This is a genomic window from Promicromonospora xylanilytica (genome assembly GCF_054782895.1).
In genome coordinates this window covers 221,409-236,189 of the sequence record NZ_BAAGRP010000075.1, presented here as the reverse complement: position 1 = coordinate 236,189, position 14,781 = coordinate 221,409, and the positions used below count along the sequence as shown (strand labels likewise).

Genomic DNA, 14,781 nt, shown 5'->3' with positions numbered 1-14,781 from the left:
CCGCCCGATGAGCTCAGCCGGCCCTGAGGAATTCAGGTCGGATGACCTCCCGCAGCGCAGCGGTGACCGCCGTCAGGTCGACCGGAGCCGACACAGGCCGGGCAGCGGCGTCCAGGTGCTCCAGTATCGCCAGTCTGGCCATCGTTGATACTGGCAGGTCTCTGGCGGTCGCAACCCGCACCAGGTGTTCGTACTGGTCGGCGGTCAGCCGGACCGAGAGGACCCGGGGCGCAGAGTCTCCTCGCTTGCGCGAGCCGACGGCGTCGTCGGGCAGCGAGTCGTGACGGCGTGCTTCGGACTCGTCGCCGACGTCGTCCAGCAATTCCTCGATGCCTGGCTCTTCACTCATGATCGTCCTTCCGTGGCCTGGTTTGTTCAATGCGCCGGATCGCCTTGGAACGTGGCCCCATCGGCCTCGTAATGGCGCTGATCGACGTCGTTGGACTTCCATGCGTTAGCGCCCCACACTTTCGTACCCTCCCGCACGGTAATCACTGTGACGAGGAATCCTGCGCTCTCCGACCAGCCGATCGTCCGGTCGGACCTGCCTTTCTCCGAAGCCGGGTTTGGACTGAAGAACAGGGCCGCTGGGTCCACGAATGCCTCGTCGGCCCACTCCGGCTCAATGTTCGTCTCCCCTGCTGAGCCCTTTCGTGTCGACCGTGTGCGGATGTAGTCCGCCCGATGTTTCCAGTCCGGCACCCCGAGGCCCGGTTCACTTGCCCCTGTTCACCCACGTAGTCGAATCTACTACGGGCTGGGCTGGGCAACAAGACACGTCAGCCCAACGCGATGGCCCGCAGCGCCTCGCACATGACGGTCGTCGAGTGGTTCCTGACCACGTGCTCTCGCGCCGCCCGGCCCAGGCGTGCGGCCCGATCACGATCGTCGAGCAGGCCAAGGACCGCCGCGGCCATGGCCTCCGGATCCTGCGGCGGCACGAGCTCGCCCGTCTCGCCCGGAACCACGTAGTCGTCCATCCCCGGGGTGGCGCAGGTGACGACGGGCCGGGCGCACGCCCCCGCCTCCAGGGCCACGGTCATGCCGGAGACGTGCCAGTTGGGACGCGTCGCGACGGCGACGACGGACGAGCGGGCGAACAGCCGGCGTACCTCGTCGTGGGGGATGAACTCGTGGCGCTCGACGCCCGCGGGAACCGGGAGCGGGCTCTTGGAGCCGACGACGACCCTCGTGCCCGGCCGGGCACGCAGAACGATCTCCAGCGCCGCGTACAGCGTGGCCGGGTCTCGGTCGCGGTCGCCGCCGATGCTCGAGACGAGCGGCTGGTCCGGGTGGTCCGACGGCGCGTAGAACTCGGTGTCCACGCCGAACGGCAGGTGATGGACGGGCGGGTGCCCGTCACCCAGCCACGACTCCACCCGCTCGACCTGCGGGCGGGCGAGGGTCCAGAGCACGTCCATGCCACGCAGAGCCGTCCGCGCTGCAAGCACCGCCGGGCCGGACGCGCCCACCGCGACGGTGTCGGTCGCCCAGATCACGCCGCAGGCGTGGCGGCGCGCCCGCACCTGGGAGCGCATGGCGACGGCCAGCGACTCCTCCCAGGTGAGCGCGACATCGAGCTGCGGCCCGCCGAACGCCGGCAGCGGCAGCCCGCGAGCGTAGGCCCGGGTGGCGAGCCGTGACGCCGGCCGGACCTCGCGGTCCGTCAGGGTGAGTCCCGGTGACGCGAGCCGGTCGAGGCCGTACGGCCAGCGGCCGGGAACGGGGCTCTCGGCATCACGCTCGGTCCAGCGGGCGACACCCCGCCCCTGGGGGAAGACGACTGAGATGTCGGCCATCAGTTCTCCTCGTCCGTGTCTGTCGTCGGCTGCGGGGTCACGCCTGCCGCGCCATGGACCGGCGCACCCACAGCGCATTGGGGACCACCTGGCACACCAGCACGGACACCGACGTCGCCCACACCGGGCCGGCCGCTCCGAGGTGGGGGATGGACCACCAGGTCAGGGCAAGGTTCAGGGGAATCATGAGGACGATCGGAAGCACTTGTGCCCTGAGGCCGGGCCCGTCGGTCATGTACATGCCGACCGGGTACTTGGCGGCCTGCAGCACCGTGAACACGACGAACGCGACGACGAGCGACAGGCTGAGCCCGAACTCGCCGCCCGTCACCAGCGGTACGAAGACGGGCAGCAGCGCGGTCAGGACCAGCGCCAGCACGATGCCGGCCACGACGAACACCACGGTGGCCCGGAACGGCGAGGCCTTGACGGACTGGCTCCGGGCTCGTGCGAAGTGGGGCCACAGCGCGACCCCTGCCGTCGCCACCGCGGCGAGGACGACGCCGAAGAGCTGGGACGCGAGGTTGTACCGCGCGAGGTCGAGGGGGGTGCCCTGGTGGCTCAGCAGGATCCGGCCGGTCTGCATGGCGATCGGCAGCGAGACCATCTGCACGAGCATGGGCCAGGCGGTGTCGAACACGGGGACCCCGGGGACCGTCCGGAGCCGGGGCACGTCCCGGAACGCGGCCCCGACCTGCGGCCGCACCAGGCGGGACGCGGTGATCAGCAGCACCACGGCCACGACCGCCGCCGCGGCGTAGGAGGCGACGGCGAGGAACGTGCCCGCGCCGTCCCCCGCCAGCAGGACGATGAGCACGCCCGCCATGACCAGCGGCGCGGTGAACCCGGTGAGCGCGATCTGCAGGGCGTTGCGGCCCAGCCCCACCATGATCCGGGCGCCGACGCCGCACGGCAGGGCCAGACCGAGAACCATGACGCACACCGTCGCCGTGGCCGCGCCGCCGTCGAGGAGGCCGGGCCCGAGCAGCACCGGCCACCAGCCGAGCAGCCCCAGCAGCGCGCCGACCGTGGCGATGACGAGGCCCGAACACAGCATCACCCGGAAGGCGCTGGTCAGGGTCCTGCGCACCACCGGGTCGGTATCGGCCCGGTCGGTCGAGGCCATGGCGTTCACGACCACGGCCGCCACGCCCAGGTCCGCGAACGGGATCAGTGCGGGCAGGGACGTCAGGAGCCCGTACTGGGCGTACTGGGCGACGCCGAACTGCTCGATGATCAGGCGCGCGGTGACCATGCCGAGCAGCCCGGACAGCCCGGTCACCGCCACCTGGACGATCGCGCTGTTGCCGACGGAACGCCAGGGGGAGCCGAGACGGGCCTTGGTCACCCACGCCCCCCGGACCCTGCGCGGGACAGAGCCGTGCGGTAGACGGCGAGGTGGGCCTGGCCGGCGTCGTCCCACTCGCGGGCGCTCAGGTCGGGGGAGGGGGCACGGGGCTCGCGCGCGGCCGCCAGCGCGGACTCGAGGTCCTCGCCGGTCAGGTCCCCGGTGAAGGTGTGGATCCAGCCGGGTCCGACCTCCGCCGCCAGGTCGGCGTTGACCGCGGTGTCCGGGGCGAGGACCGGCCGGTCGAGGGAGAGCGCGGCCAGGACGGTGCCCGAGTTGTGCATGAACCGGTAGGGCAGCACGACGAGCTCCGCGCCGGTCACGGTGGCGACGAGCTCGTCGTCGGGCAGGAAGCCGAAGCGCAGGGTGACGCGCGGGTCGCCGTCGGCCAGCGCGGTGATGCCGGCCGCGAGCCCTGGCGCGGACGCCGCGCCGGAGATCCCGAGCGTCAGGGAGCCGTCCCGGACGGACCGGAACGCCTCGACCAGGCGTTCGACCCCCTTGTACCGCCGGACGAGGCCGACGTACTGGAGCCGGCCGGGAACCACCAAGGAGCGTGGGCCGGTGTACCAGTCGCGGTAGTGGCCGTGGGGGATCGTGGTGCTCGGTCCGGGGCACTCGGTGCGCTCGTTCAGCAGGATCCGGTGGGTCGTCAGACGGTCGAACCAGCGCAGGAGGAGCCGCTGGACGCTGCTCGCGTCGGCCGGGAGCTCGACGTTGTGCATCGTGCGGACCACGGGCGTGCGGGTGAACGTCAGCCGGAGCAGGAGGAGCGCGGTGAGGGCCCCGTGCACGAGGCGGCCGGACAGTCGTCGGCCGCCCTGCCCGAGGATGGTCTCCGGCCAGTGCAGGTGCACGATGTCGTAGTGCCCGAGGAGGGCTGCCCGATAGGAGAAGGTGACGACCTCGAGGCCAGGTGTCTCACGCAGCGCCCTGGTCAGCATCGTGATGTACGGGTTGGTGGTGCTGCGCGGCTCGCGGTTCGAGACCAGGACGCGCGGGTGAACCTGCTGCACGGGTCGCGACTCTCCGAACGATCTGGGGGCGGGCCACGCTACGGTAACTGCCGGATCAGCCGTCGTGGGGCGTTGGAAGGGGTGATTATGGTGGGTGAAGTCAGGCCGGAGCGCTTGGTCGTCGCCGTGCTCACGTACCGCCGCCCGGACCGGATCGCTGCCCTTGTCCCCGTGCTCGTCGAGCAGGCGGCCGACCTGGCACGGCGCCTCGAGGGGGTCGAGACGAGCGTGCTGGTGGTCGACAACGACGCGGCGGGCACGGGCGCCGCCGCCGTCGCAGGGCTCGGCGCGGCTACCGTCGTCGAGCCGGAGCCGGGAATCTCCGCCGCGCGCAACCGGGCGTTGCGCGCATCGGGCGATCAGGACCTGCTCGTCTTCGTGGACGATGACGAGGTGCCTGACGAAGGCTGGCTGCGTGCTCTGCACGCCACGTATCGGCGGACGGGCGCCGCGGCCGTGTCCGGTCCGGTGATGTCGCGGTACACGGTCGAGCCCGAGCCATGGGTCCTCGCCGGGGGCTTCTACGACCGGGCCCATCGCCGTGGGCTGGCGACCGGGACCACGATCGCCGTCGCCGCGACCAACAACCTCCTGCTCGACCTGCGGGTCGTCCGGCGCGCGGGCCTGGTGTTCGACCCGGCTCTCGGGTTGTCGGGCGGTGAGGACACCCATTTCACGAGCGCGCTGACGGCAGCAGGCGGGCGCATCGTCTGGTGCGCCGAGGCGGTCGTGTCCGACGTCGTGCCCGCGGACCGGCTCACCCGGCGGTATCTCCTCGCCCGCAGTGCCGGGCTCGCCAACGCGTCGGCGCGTGTGGCACTCATGCTCGCGCGAGGCCGGGGGCGGCGTGCGGCCCTGCGAGCGCGCACCTTCGCGACCGGGATCGCCCGCGGCGTGCTCGGGTCGCTGCAGGTGACCCTGGCCGTGCCGCGCGGCGATGTCGCGGGCGACGCGCGCGGCCGCCGTGCCCTCGCACGGTCTCGGGGCGAGCTGCTCGCGAGCCTCGGACGGGTGCTGCTGCCGTACGCCCGGTAGGGGTGAACTCCGCGCGAACGCGGGCGGAGCGCCACGCCGCGCCATTACGCTCCGGGATCATGTCTGCCTCCCCTCTCGTCACCCGGCGCCGGCTCGTGGTGGCCCTCGTCGCCCTGGTCCTGGCGGTCGCCGCCGTCGTGGCGGTGGTGACGCTGCGGTCGAACGCCGAGGCGACGGCCGGCGCCCCGTCCGCGAGCCCTACCGCGACTGCCGCTGACCTGAAGGACGAGGGGAACCCGGCCGAGCCCGAGGCCGGCACGCCGAGCCAGGACGACTCCGCACCGGCGGCCTCGCAGGATGCCGGGTCGGAGGACGGGGCCGAGACCGACCGGCCTGCGGCCCCCGAGGCGCGGGAGACCCTGGACCCTGCGCCGTTCGGCGCCGAGGCGACGCCCGAGCCCGGAGTCACGGTGACGGTGCCGTCCGTGCAGAAGGTGACCGGCGAGGCGAACGTTCCCGGCGAGGTCGGCGGGCCGGCGCTCCGGTTCGCCGTGGAGCTCACGAACGGCACGGGCAAGGTGCTCGACCTGCGGACGGTCGTGGTGAACGCCTACTACGGGCCCGACCGCACGCCCGCCGCGCCGCTGCTCAAACCGGGTGGCAAGGCGTTCGAACCGGAGGTCGCCGCCGACGGGTCGGCCGGTGCGGCGTTCGTCTTCAGCGTCCCGCCCGAGTTCCAGGACGAGGTGGAGCTCGAGGTCGATGCGGGCATCGGCAAGGCGATAGCGATCTTCACGGGCGCCTGAGGCATTCGAGATCACCCAGAGTTCACCCCGTGCCGAACGCGCCGACGCTCGTGTCCGCTATTAGCGTGTTGCGCGGTCAGTCCTACAGGTCCATATCGATCGTCCGGCGGCTCAGCGGTCCGGCGGGTCCATGTCTCCCCAGCGAGGTTTCCGTGTCCCATCGCACTCTGCCCGGCCGGCGGTTCTCCGCCGTTCTGGCGAGCATCACTCTCGTGGTGACGTCCTTCGTCGCCATCCCCGTGGCAGCGGCCACCGAGGTCGCCCAGGTGGCCACCGACGTCGCCGAGCCGACTGCCGACCCGGCCACCGTGTCCGCCGACGCCCTGCCGACCGTGCAGATCGACGGCATCGTGTGGCAGCAGGTCATCGTCGGCAACACCGTGTACGTCGGCGGCGAGTTCCAGAATGCCCGTCCCGCGGGCGCCGCGCCGGGCACCAACCTGGTGCCGCGCACCCACCTGCTCGCGTACAACCTGACGACCGGCGAGCTGATCGCGTCGTTCAACCACACGCTCAACGGCAACGTCACCGACCTGGCGGCCTCGCCGGACGGGACCCGCCTCTACGCGGTCGGCAACTTCACGACGGTCAACGGTGTGGCCCGCAGCCGCATCGCGGCGTTCAACCTGCCGAGCGGCACCCTGAACACCTCGTTCGCCCCCCGTATGAACGGCAACACGAAGTCCGTGGCCGCCACGAACACGACCGTGTACGCCGGTGGGTACTTCACGGGCGTCAACAACACCACGCGCTACCGCATGGCGGCGATGAACGCGTCGAACGGTGCTCTCGTGCCGGAATTCGTGCCGGTCGTGGACGACCGGCAGGTCCAGTCGATCGTCGTGTCGCCGGACGAGCAGTCGGTCGTGATCTCGGGAACGTTCACGTCCGTGAACTCCGACTCAGGCAATGCCTACGGCATCGCCTGGCTCGATGCGGCTACCGGCGCGAACCGCCCGTTGCCGGTCAACTCGCGGATCCGGAACGCCGGGGACAGCTCCAGCGTCATGCGGCTCGCGACCGACGGCGAGGAGGGCTGGTACGGCGTCGGCTGGCACTTCGGGAAGGGCGGGACGACCGAGGGCACCTTCAAGGTCGGCTGGAACGACGGCGCGCTGATCTGGCTTGAGGACTGCCACGGCGACACCTATGACGTGGCGCCGGTCGGCAACGTCGTCTACACGGCCAGCCACAAGCACTACTGCGGGAACAGCGGTGGATTCCCCCAGACCAACCCCTGGTCGTACTACCACTCCACGGCCTGGACCGACGAGGTGCGCGGCACCAACACGAAGGACATCTACGGCTACCCGGACCACCCCGGCACGCCACGTCCCGACCTCCTGACCTGGTACCCGCGCACCGACATCGGCTCGTACAGCGGTCAGAACCAGGCCACCTGGACCGTGACCGGCAACGCCGACTACGTGCTGTACGGCGGTGAGTTCCCGAGGGTGAACGGCGTGGGACAGCAGGGTCTGGTCCGGTACGCCAAGCGCAGCATCGCCCCGAACGAGTCCGGGCCGATCGACTCCGGTGCCGCCCTCAACCCGACGGTGGCGTCGGTCGCTGCCGGTACCGTCCGGCTCGACCTGACCACCACGTGGGACCGCGACGACGCGGCGCTCACGTACCGGATCTACCGTGACTCCGAGGCGACGGATCCGGTCTTCGAGGAGACCATCGCCGCCACGTTCTGGAAGCCCGTGCAGCGGACCGCCAAGGACACCGGCCTCGCGGCCGGCTCGGAGCACCGCTACCGCCTCACCGTCACGGACCCGTGGGGCAACGTCAAGAAGTCGGAGTGGGTCAACGCCACGGTCTCCGACGCTCCGCGCAGCGACTACGCGGACACCGCCGTGCAGGACGGGGCGACCCACCTGTGGCGCCTGGGTGAGCCGAGCGGGTCCACCCGCACCTACGACTGGGCGGGCGGTGAGGACCTGACCGTGCCCACCAGCGTCCAGCTCGGCACCACCGGGGCGATCACCGGCGACCCGAACACCGCCGCGACGTTCCGGAACTCCTCGTCGAGCCGCCTCGCCGCGACACAGCGCGTCGCCGGGCCCGACACGTTCTCCGTCGAGACCTGGATCCGCGGCAGCGGCAGCGGTCGCATCGTCGGCTTCGGCAACAACAACAGCGCCACCGGTACCTCCAGCTCGACGGACCGGCTGCTCTACGTCGACTCCGGCGGGCGGCTGACGTTCGGCGTGAACGACGGCGGGCGCGAGACCCTCCGGTCCCCCGGCCGGGTGGACGACGGCGACTGGCACCACGTGGTCGGCACGCTCGGGCCGGGCGGCATGCAGCTCTTCGTCGACGGAGTCCGGGTCGCCGACCGGGCCGACGTCACCCGGGGCCAGGCCTACGACGGCTACTGGCGCATCGGCGCCGACACCCTGAGCGGCTGGCCCAACCGCTCGCTGTTCAGTGGCGACCGGTACACGGGGGCGATCGACGACGTCGCGATCTACCCGACGGTGCTGTCCGCCGCCAAGGTGCTGGACCACTACACCGTGGCCACGAACGGCGGCCGCCCCAACCAGGCGCCCGTCGCCGACGCGGCGGCGACCATCCACGGCTTCGCCCTCACGGCCGACGGCAGCGGCTCCACCGACCCCGACGGCACCATCGCGTCCTGGGCCTGGAACTTCGGCGACGGCACGACGGGCACCGGCCAGGAGGCGACCCACACCTACGCGGCGCCCGGCACGTACACCGTCACGCTCACGGTGACCGACGACGAGGGCGCCACCGCGCAGGACACCGTCCAGGTCGAGGCCTCCGCGCCCACCGAGTTCGCCACCGACGACTTCGCGCGCTCCGTGACCGACGGCTGGGGTGCGGCCGCCGTCGGCGGGCCCTGGACGCTCTACGGCTCGGCGTCGGCCTACTCCGTCGCCGATGGTGAAGGGGCCATGACCCTCGGCGCGCCGGGCGCGAACACGAAGGCTCAGCTACGCGACGTGTCCGCGACGGACGTCGAGGTCACCGGCGTGCTCTCGCTCGACGAGATCTCCGACGGCAGCGGCACGTTCGTCTCCCTCGTCGGACGCACCGGCGGGTTCTCCAGCGAGTACCGCGCCAAGGTCTGGGTCAAGTCCACCGGTGCGGTCCAGCTGCAGCTCGTCGCCCTCCAGTCGGGTGAGACCACGCTGGCCGCCGCGAACATCGCCGGACTCAGCGTGACACCCGGAGAGCGGCTCGCCGTACGCCTGCGCCTCACGGGCTCGTCGCCGACCACGGTCGAGGGCAAGGTGTGGAAGGACGGCTCCACCGAGCCCGCCGACTGGCAGCTCACCGCCACCGACTCGACCCCCGAGCTGCAGGACGCCGGCGGCGTCGGGTACGCGCTGACCCTTGCCGGGAGCGTCACCACGGGTGCGAACGTCGTACGACTGGACGACCTCTGGGCGGGGCCGCCCACGCCGTGACGTCAAGCCTTCCCGCGCCGGCCCAGGCCCTCCCGTCCCCCGAGGGGCGGGAGGGCTGGGCCGTTGTCACGGTAGGGCTGGCCGGGCTCGGCATCCTGCTCGTCGGCCTCGACCTGGACCTCTACCTCGGGCTGACCGCTGGAACGATGCTCGTGGGGGCGTTTCTCCCGCTGTGGCTGGGCAGCATCCGCAGCTCCCGGTGGACGGTCGCCGTCTTTTCCCTGATCGTCGCGAGCCTCGCCGGCGACGCCGCCCTGTCCGCCTGGATGTCCGGCACCCGGGAGTTCTCCCGGGTCGCGTTCCTCGAGTCGGCATTCCTCCTGGTCACGCTCGCCTTCGGGATCGGCTGGATCCTCTGGGCGCGCAAGCTCCTGCCCGACTGGGGGATCGGAGTGCTGTTCGGTGCGGGGCTGCTGCTCTCGGTCAACCCCGGTTCCGAGCTGTTCCCCGTCAGCCCCTGGAAGTTCGGGTTCGCACTGCCGATCACGGTGATCGTCCTCGCGTTCGCGATGCGGGCCCGGTCCCGCTGGGTCGAGGTGATCGCGCTCCTGGCGCTCGCGGGGGTCTCGGCGCTCAGCAGCGCCCGCTCGGGTGCGGCGACGCTCGTCCTCGTCCTGGTCCTCGTCGTGTGGCAGTCGATGAAGAGGCCGAGGACGTCCCGGGGTGCCGCACTTCGCACGGTGCTGTTCGCGGGCATGCTGGCGGTCGGCACCTACTTCGCCCTGCAGGCGGCGATCCTGGACGGCGCGATGGGCGACGAGGCCAGGGAGCGCACGCTGCTGCAGCTCGACACCTCGGGAACGCTGATCGCGGGCGGGCGGCCGGAGCTCGGGGCCACGGCGGCGCTCATGGGGGCCCAGCCGGCCGGGTTCGGGGGTGGGACCATGCCGTCCATGCACGACCTGCAGGCCGCCAAGTCCGGCATGGCGGGTCTCGGCTACGACCCGAACAACGGCTACGTGGAGAACTACCTGTTCGGCGCGGGCATCGAGCTGCACTCCGTGTTCGGTGACCTCTGGGCCTGGTACGGGCTGGCGGGACTTGCCCTCGCAGTGGTCCTGGCGGTCTTCTTCGTGAGCCGGGTGGCGATGCTCACGACGTCGCGCTCGGCGTCCGCACTCGTGCTGTTCCTCGGCATCAAGGCGATGTGGGACCTGCTGTTCTCCCCGGCGGAGACGTCGTTGACGACGCTGGTGCTGGGGGTGGGGCTGCTGGCCCCGTTGGTGGCGCGCGCGCCCGGCCCGCCGGCGTCGTCTCCCGTCTAGACCTTGATGACGGTGCCCTCGAGCGCCAGCCCGCCGCCCAGGCCCACCATGGCGACCCCGCCGGTGACACTCAGGTGGTCGAGCCGCTTCGGGTCGCGGGAGAACCAGGTGCGCGCCTGGCTCGCGAGCAGCGCGACGATCGAGTCCTGGCAGAGGGCCAGGACGCCGAACAGCAGCCCGAGGAACAGCAGCTGCGGCGTCGCGGGTGCGGCGTCGTTCATGAACTGCGGGAGGAACGCCGCGAAGAACACGATGGTCTTCGGGTTGGTCCCGCCCACCAGGAACCCGGCCCAGACGGCCCGCCACGGGCTCGTGGCGACCGCCTTGTCCGGTGCGGCGAGGGAGAGCCGGGCGTCGGCGCGGTGCCGGATCGCCTGGATCCCCAGATAGATCACGTATCCGGCGCCCACCAGCTTGAGCACGGTGTACGCGGTCGCGGATGCCTCGACCAGCGCGCCCAGACCGACCGCGACGAACGCCACCTGGACCAGCAGGCCCAGCGCGTTGCCGGTGACCGACAGGAGCGCGTCCCGGCGTCCTACCGTCAGGGCGCGGCCGATCGTGAACAGCACGCTGGGTCCGGGCAGGGCGATGAAGACGACGGACGCCGCGAGGAAAGCCGCGAGCTGAGGGCCGGTGGGCATGGCGTCACGGTAGCGACGGGCTCGGGGCCGGTCCAGACAATTGGCCGGGCAAGGAGCCTGGCGCGAGGACCGGCTACGTCCCTGTCGCGACGACCTCGCGCGCGAACAGCCACGCGTCCGCCTCCAGCCGGGAGTCCTGGCCCGGCAGCGACGAGCGCACCGTCGCCGGGTCGATCGGCCGGGTCACCGCCTCGGTGAGCGCGGGTGCGAGCAGCTCGGCCACCGAGCCGGCCGGCACCACGCCGTGCCCGTTCCGCGTGAGCCAGTCCGCTATGCCGGTCTCGTCGGTCGTGACGATGGTGCAGCCGTGCGCGAGACCCTCGACGATCGGCAGCCCCACCTGCTCGCGCCAGGCGCCCTGTCGGCGGGACGGGAGCACCACGACGGAGGCGCGGCGCAGCTCCGTGTGCACGACCTCGCGTGGCGGGTCGGCGATCACGCGGATCCGGTCGTCCGCACGGGCGGCCGCGTACGCGTCGTCGAGCAGCGCGCCGCGCCCGACCACCGTGAGGCTCGCGGAGGGTACCCGGCGCCGCACCGTGGCCCAGGCGGTCAGGACCGAGTCGAACCCCTTGCGCCGTGAGAGGTCGCCGAGGAACAGCAGGCCGCCCGTCAGCTTGTCGCCGTCGGCCAGGCAGCCGCACACGGCGGGGAGCGCCTCCAGGGTGGTCCAGCTCGGTCCGCGTCGCTCGGCGATGCCGAAGACCGTCCCGTAGAGCTGCCGTGCCGTCCGGGTGCCGAAGACGACCCGGTCGACGCGCCGCCAGACCCGGTGGGCGAGGACCAGGTCCAGGCGCCTGCCGAGCCGGGGCCACCAGTGCGTGGGTTGCGGCAGGGTGTGCGGGTCGATGTTGCCGATAGCGTAGGTCACAACCTGGGTGCGGCGGCGCCGGACCAGGTCGCTGACGAGCACGCCGGCCAGCACGGCGGCGGACCGGCGCACGCAGTCGACGGCGGCGGGCTCGTTGATCTCGACCGTCGTGTACCCGTTCCGGGCGACGAGCCACGCGCAGCGCAGGTCGCCTACCTGCCGGGGCCGCACCTGCGCGACGAGTCCCTCGTCGAAGTCGTAGCGGCTCTCCTGGTACAGGATGTCGGCCGGTGCGAGCTCCAGCGCCCGCTCGAGGTGCGCGGTACGGAGCGTCTTGTAGACGCGGACGGCACGCGTCCGCACGTCATTCTGCTCGCTCATCGGCCTGTCCGAGCTCGGAGCCGACGGCGACACCTGGCCGGGGTGATACCTCCGGACGAGGCCCGCTGCTCAGTCCCGGCACGCCGCCAGGACCGGGGGCGCTGCCGGGCCGGCGAAGGTTGCCGGAGCCGGGCACGACGCTGATCGCGCCGGTGGTCGACGGCAGGTCGAGCGGGTCGTGCGCCCGGTTGCCCGGGAGGATGCTGGACCAGCGGCGCTGGGTCGTGCGGTAGCCGTAGTAGGAACCGCCCGGTCCGGACCGGGGCGCGAACGTCAGGATGAGACCGAGGACCGGGGCCTCGACCACGGCGAGCGCGCGCAGCGCCTGGGTGAGCTGCTGCCGGCGCACGCGCCGGGCACCCACGACGACGACCACGCCGTCGGCCATGGTCGACAGGACCGCGGCGTCCGAGACGGGCAGCAGCGGCGGGGCGTCGATGACGACCACGTCGTACGCGGAGCGTGCGGCGGCGATCAGGTCGCGGGTGACGTCAGAGGCGATGAGCTGGTGCGGGTTGGGCGGGATGGGACCGAGCGGCAGGATGTCGAGCGGCCCGGGGCCGTAGTGCTGCACCAGGTTGGCCAGGGTGGCCCTGCCGACCAGAACGGTCGTGAGCCCGGCAGCACCCTCCAGCCCCAGGGTGGGCGCTACCGACGGGCGGCGCATGTCGCCGTCGATCAGCAGTACCCGGCTGCCGCTCTCGGCAAAGGTCGAGGCGAGGTTGATGGCCGTGGTCGACTTGCCCTCCGCGGGGATGCTGGAGGTGACCACGAGGACCCGAGCGGGCGTGGTCGCGTCGACGAACGACAGGTTCGTCTGGACCCGGCGGTATGCCTCGGCGCGCGTGCTCAGCGGATCCTGGGTGGCAAGGACCTGGGCGGCCTTGCGGTTGACCACCGGGATCGAGCCGAGCAGGGCAGTACCCTGCGACACCGTCTCCAGGTCCTTGGTCGAGCGGATCCGGGTGTCGAGGACGGCCCACAGCAGCACGATCGCGATGCTGAGCGCGAGTCCCGCGGCTCCGCCCGCCGCCGTCAGGAGGCGGGTCCGCGGGGCGGACGGATACTGGGGGACCTCAGCGGGCGACACGACCGTCACCGCGATGGACTGGCCGCCGGTGGGGGTGGCGGGCGACAGGTCCACGACGGTGTCGGAGAGCTGCTGCGCCACCGCGTCGGCGATCTGGGCGGCACGGTCCGCGGCGCCGTCGACCACGCTGATCTCGATGATCGAGGTGTTCAGCGGCGAGTCCGCGGAGACGGCCTCGGCGAGCTCGCGGCCGGTGGCCCCCTGGCCGAGGTCGTCGGCGACCGGGTCGAGCACCACCGGCATGTCGGTGAGCGCCGCATAGGACTCGATCAGGTTCTTGACGTACGTCGACCCCTGCAGCAGGTCGCTGGTGGACTCGCCCGTGTTCAGCGACACGTAGACCTTGGCCGTCGCCGTGTAGGTCGGCGGCGTCGTCCAGGCCCAGCCGAGAGCGACAAGTGCCGCGAGGAGGGCCGAGCCGACGATGACCGGCCAGCGTCGTCGCAGCACGTTCGCGTACTCGGCGAGCTCCACGCCCTGCCTCCCTGTTGTCGGTGTGACCCGGTTGTCGTGTGCGGTGCTGTGCGTGCGGCTCAGGGCCGACCCGGTGGTGACGAGTGCCGTGGCTGTGCGAGCGGCACGCCGGTACGGGGGGTCGGCGGGCTCAGCAGCCAGGGCTGCCGACCGGTGCCGAGCACGCCGCACACGGTGTCGGTCGCCGTGCTGATCTGTTCGAACGCACGACGGAAGGCCTTCTCGCTGCGCCCCCACGGGTCCGCGATGTCGAGGTCCCGGCTTCTCGCCGAGTGGTTCAGGCGTTCCAGGCTCACCAGCTGCGGCACCGCGGCCCACCGGCTCGCGTCGTCCGTCGCCGTGCGCGGCCCGGGTGAGGCGCTCAGGACGTGTGCGAGCTCCAGGAGCGTGAACGTGCGCCGTACCGCGTCGGGTACCGCGCGCACGACCGCCGAGCGCTGGGCGCGGGACATCGTGATGACGACGGTGGCGGAACGGATCATCGCGGGAGTGAGCTGGCGAGCGGCGAACGAACCGGTGTCCAGCCCGCGCGCCTGCAGGAGGCTCGCCATGCGGGGTGCGACAGGCTCGCCCACCCGCGCCCGCACACCGGCGCTGGCGATCTCGACGGTGTCGTCGGTGCGCGCCGTGAGCAGGCGCGCGAGGGCCGGGGAACGACAGATGTTCCCCGTGCACACCGCAAGAATGGTCGTCGCCATAGCGAACCAAGCATGCCGTGGTGTATGTCGTGGTAGT

The 14,781-nt window shown here is 72.0% G+C and carries 13 protein-coding genes; 4 read left to right on the top strand and 9 right to left on the bottom strand.

Translation table 11 applies throughout. The features are described 5' to 3' along the window. Positions 1-13: 13 nt before the first annotated feature. From ACYVK7_RS25165 to ACYVK7_RS25145, 5 genes are all read right to left on the bottom strand, one after another. Positions 14-349: a hypothetical protein gene (locus ACYVK7_RS25165; protein WP_460890473.1), complete on the bottom strand. Its 336-nt coding sequence runs from the start codon at positions 347-349 to the stop codon at positions 14-16. Between the two features lie 26 nt (positions 350-375). Further along, positions 376-597 (bottom strand): hypothetical protein, encoded by a 222-nt coding sequence (locus tag ACYVK7_RS25160; RefSeq protein WP_460890472.1) that lies wholly within the window; start codon positions 595-597, stop codon positions 376-378. Between the two features lie 182 nt (positions 598-779). Beyond that, positions 780-1,799 (bottom strand): glycosyltransferase family 4 protein, encoded by a 1,020-nt coding sequence (locus ACYVK7_RS25155; protein WP_460890471.1) that lies wholly within the window; start codon positions 1,797-1,799, stop codon positions 780-782. A gap of 37 nt (positions 1,800-1,836) precedes the next feature. Further along, positions 1,837-3,147 carry a lipopolysaccharide biosynthesis protein gene (locus tag ACYVK7_RS25150; protein ID WP_460890470.1) on the bottom strand — a complete coding sequence of 437 codons (1,311 nt, stop codon included), beginning with the start codon at positions 3,145-3,147 and terminating at the stop codon, positions 1,837-1,839. Beyond that, a complete protein-coding gene (locus ACYVK7_RS25145) occupies positions 3,144-4,163 on the bottom strand; it encodes a glycosyltransferase (protein WP_460890469.1) in 1,020 nt (339 codons plus the stop codon). The genes ACYVK7_RS25150 and ACYVK7_RS25145 overlap by 4 nt, the downstream gene beginning before the upstream one ends. Positions 4,164-4,253: 90 nt before the next feature. Between ACYVK7_RS25145 and ACYVK7_RS25140 the strand changes: the two genes are divergently transcribed. From ACYVK7_RS25140 to ACYVK7_RS25125, 4 genes are all read left to right on the top strand, one after another. Further along, positions 4,254-5,198 carry a glycosyltransferase family 2 protein gene (locus ACYVK7_RS25140; RefSeq protein WP_460890468.1) on the top strand — a complete coding sequence of 315 codons (945 nt, stop codon included), beginning with the start codon at positions 4,254-4,256 and terminating at the stop codon, positions 5,196-5,198. Between the two features lie 59 nt (positions 5,199-5,257). Continuing rightward, the gene (locus ACYVK7_RS25135; protein WP_460890467.1) at positions 5,258-5,944 is read left to right on the top strand and encodes a hypothetical protein; all 687 of its coding nucleotides are present in this window, start codon (positions 5,258-5,260) and stop codon (positions 5,942-5,944) included. Between the two features lie 152 nt (positions 5,945-6,096). After that, positions 6,097-9,381, top strand: coding sequence for a PKD domain-containing protein (locus ACYVK7_RS25130; RefSeq protein WP_460890466.1), 3,285 nt, complete (start codon positions 6,097-6,099; stop codon positions 9,379-9,381). Next, the gene (locus tag ACYVK7_RS25125) at positions 9,378-10,646 is read left to right on the top strand and encodes a hypothetical protein (protein ID WP_460890465.1); all 1,269 of its coding nucleotides are present in this window, start codon (positions 9,378-9,380) and stop codon (positions 10,644-10,646) included. The genes ACYVK7_RS25130 and ACYVK7_RS25125 overlap by 4 nt, the downstream gene beginning before the upstream one ends. On the opposite strand, the gene ACYVK7_RS25120 is transcribed toward ACYVK7_RS25125, so the two are convergent. The 4 genes from ACYVK7_RS25120 to ACYVK7_RS25105 form a co-directional block, all read right to left on the bottom strand. Next, positions 10,643-11,290: a LysE family translocator gene (locus ACYVK7_RS25120; RefSeq protein ID WP_460890464.1), complete on the bottom strand. Its 648-nt coding sequence runs from the start codon at positions 11,288-11,290 to the stop codon at positions 10,643-10,645. The genes ACYVK7_RS25125 and ACYVK7_RS25120 overlap by 4 nt on opposite strands. A 73-nt stretch (positions 11,291-11,363) precedes the next feature. Continuing rightward, a complete protein-coding gene (locus ACYVK7_RS25115; protein WP_460890463.1) occupies positions 11,364-12,482 on the bottom strand; it encodes a glycosyltransferase family 4 protein in 1,119 nt (372 codons plus the stop codon). Beyond that, positions 12,466-14,046, bottom strand: coding sequence for a tyrosine-protein kinase domain-containing protein (locus ACYVK7_RS25110; protein WP_460890462.1), 1,581 nt, complete (start codon positions 14,044-14,046; stop codon positions 12,466-12,468). The genes ACYVK7_RS25115 and ACYVK7_RS25110 overlap by 17 nt, the downstream gene beginning before the upstream one ends. Before the next feature lie 59 nt (positions 14,047-14,105). Beyond that, positions 14,106-14,744 carry an arsenate reductase/protein-tyrosine-phosphatase family protein gene (locus tag ACYVK7_RS25105; protein WP_460890461.1) on the bottom strand — a complete coding sequence of 213 codons (639 nt, stop codon included), beginning with the start codon at positions 14,742-14,744 and terminating at the stop codon, positions 14,106-14,108. Between the last annotated feature and the right edge of the window lie 37 nt (positions 14,745-14,781).

What these genes read in the sequence shown, in the direction of transcription:
- ACYVK7_RS25120 (WP_460890464.1), bottom strand. Translation starts at nt 11,290, where the DNA reads ATGCCCACCGGCCCTCAGCTCGCGGCTTTCCTCGCGGCGTCCGTCGTC.
- ACYVK7_RS25135 (WP_460890467.1), top strand. Translation starts at nt 5,258, where the DNA reads ATGTCTGCCTCCCCTCTCGTCACCCGGCGCCGGCTCGTGGTGGCCCTC.
- ACYVK7_RS25165 (WP_460890473.1), bottom strand. Translation starts at nt 349, where the DNA reads ATGAGTGAAGAGCCAGGCATCGAGGAATTGCTGGACGACGTCGGCGAC.
- ACYVK7_RS25105 (WP_460890461.1), bottom strand. Translation starts at nt 14,744, where the DNA reads ATGGCGACGACCATTCTTGCGGTGTGCACGGGGAACATCTGTCGTTCC.
- ACYVK7_RS25115 (WP_460890463.1), bottom strand. Translation starts at nt 12,482, where the DNA reads ATGAGCGAGCAGAATGACGTGCGGACGCGTGCCGTCCGCGTCTACAAG.
- ACYVK7_RS25155 (WP_460890471.1), bottom strand. Translation starts at nt 1,799, where the DNA reads ATGGCCGACATCTCAGTCGTCTTCCCCCAGGGGCGGGGTGTCGCCCGC.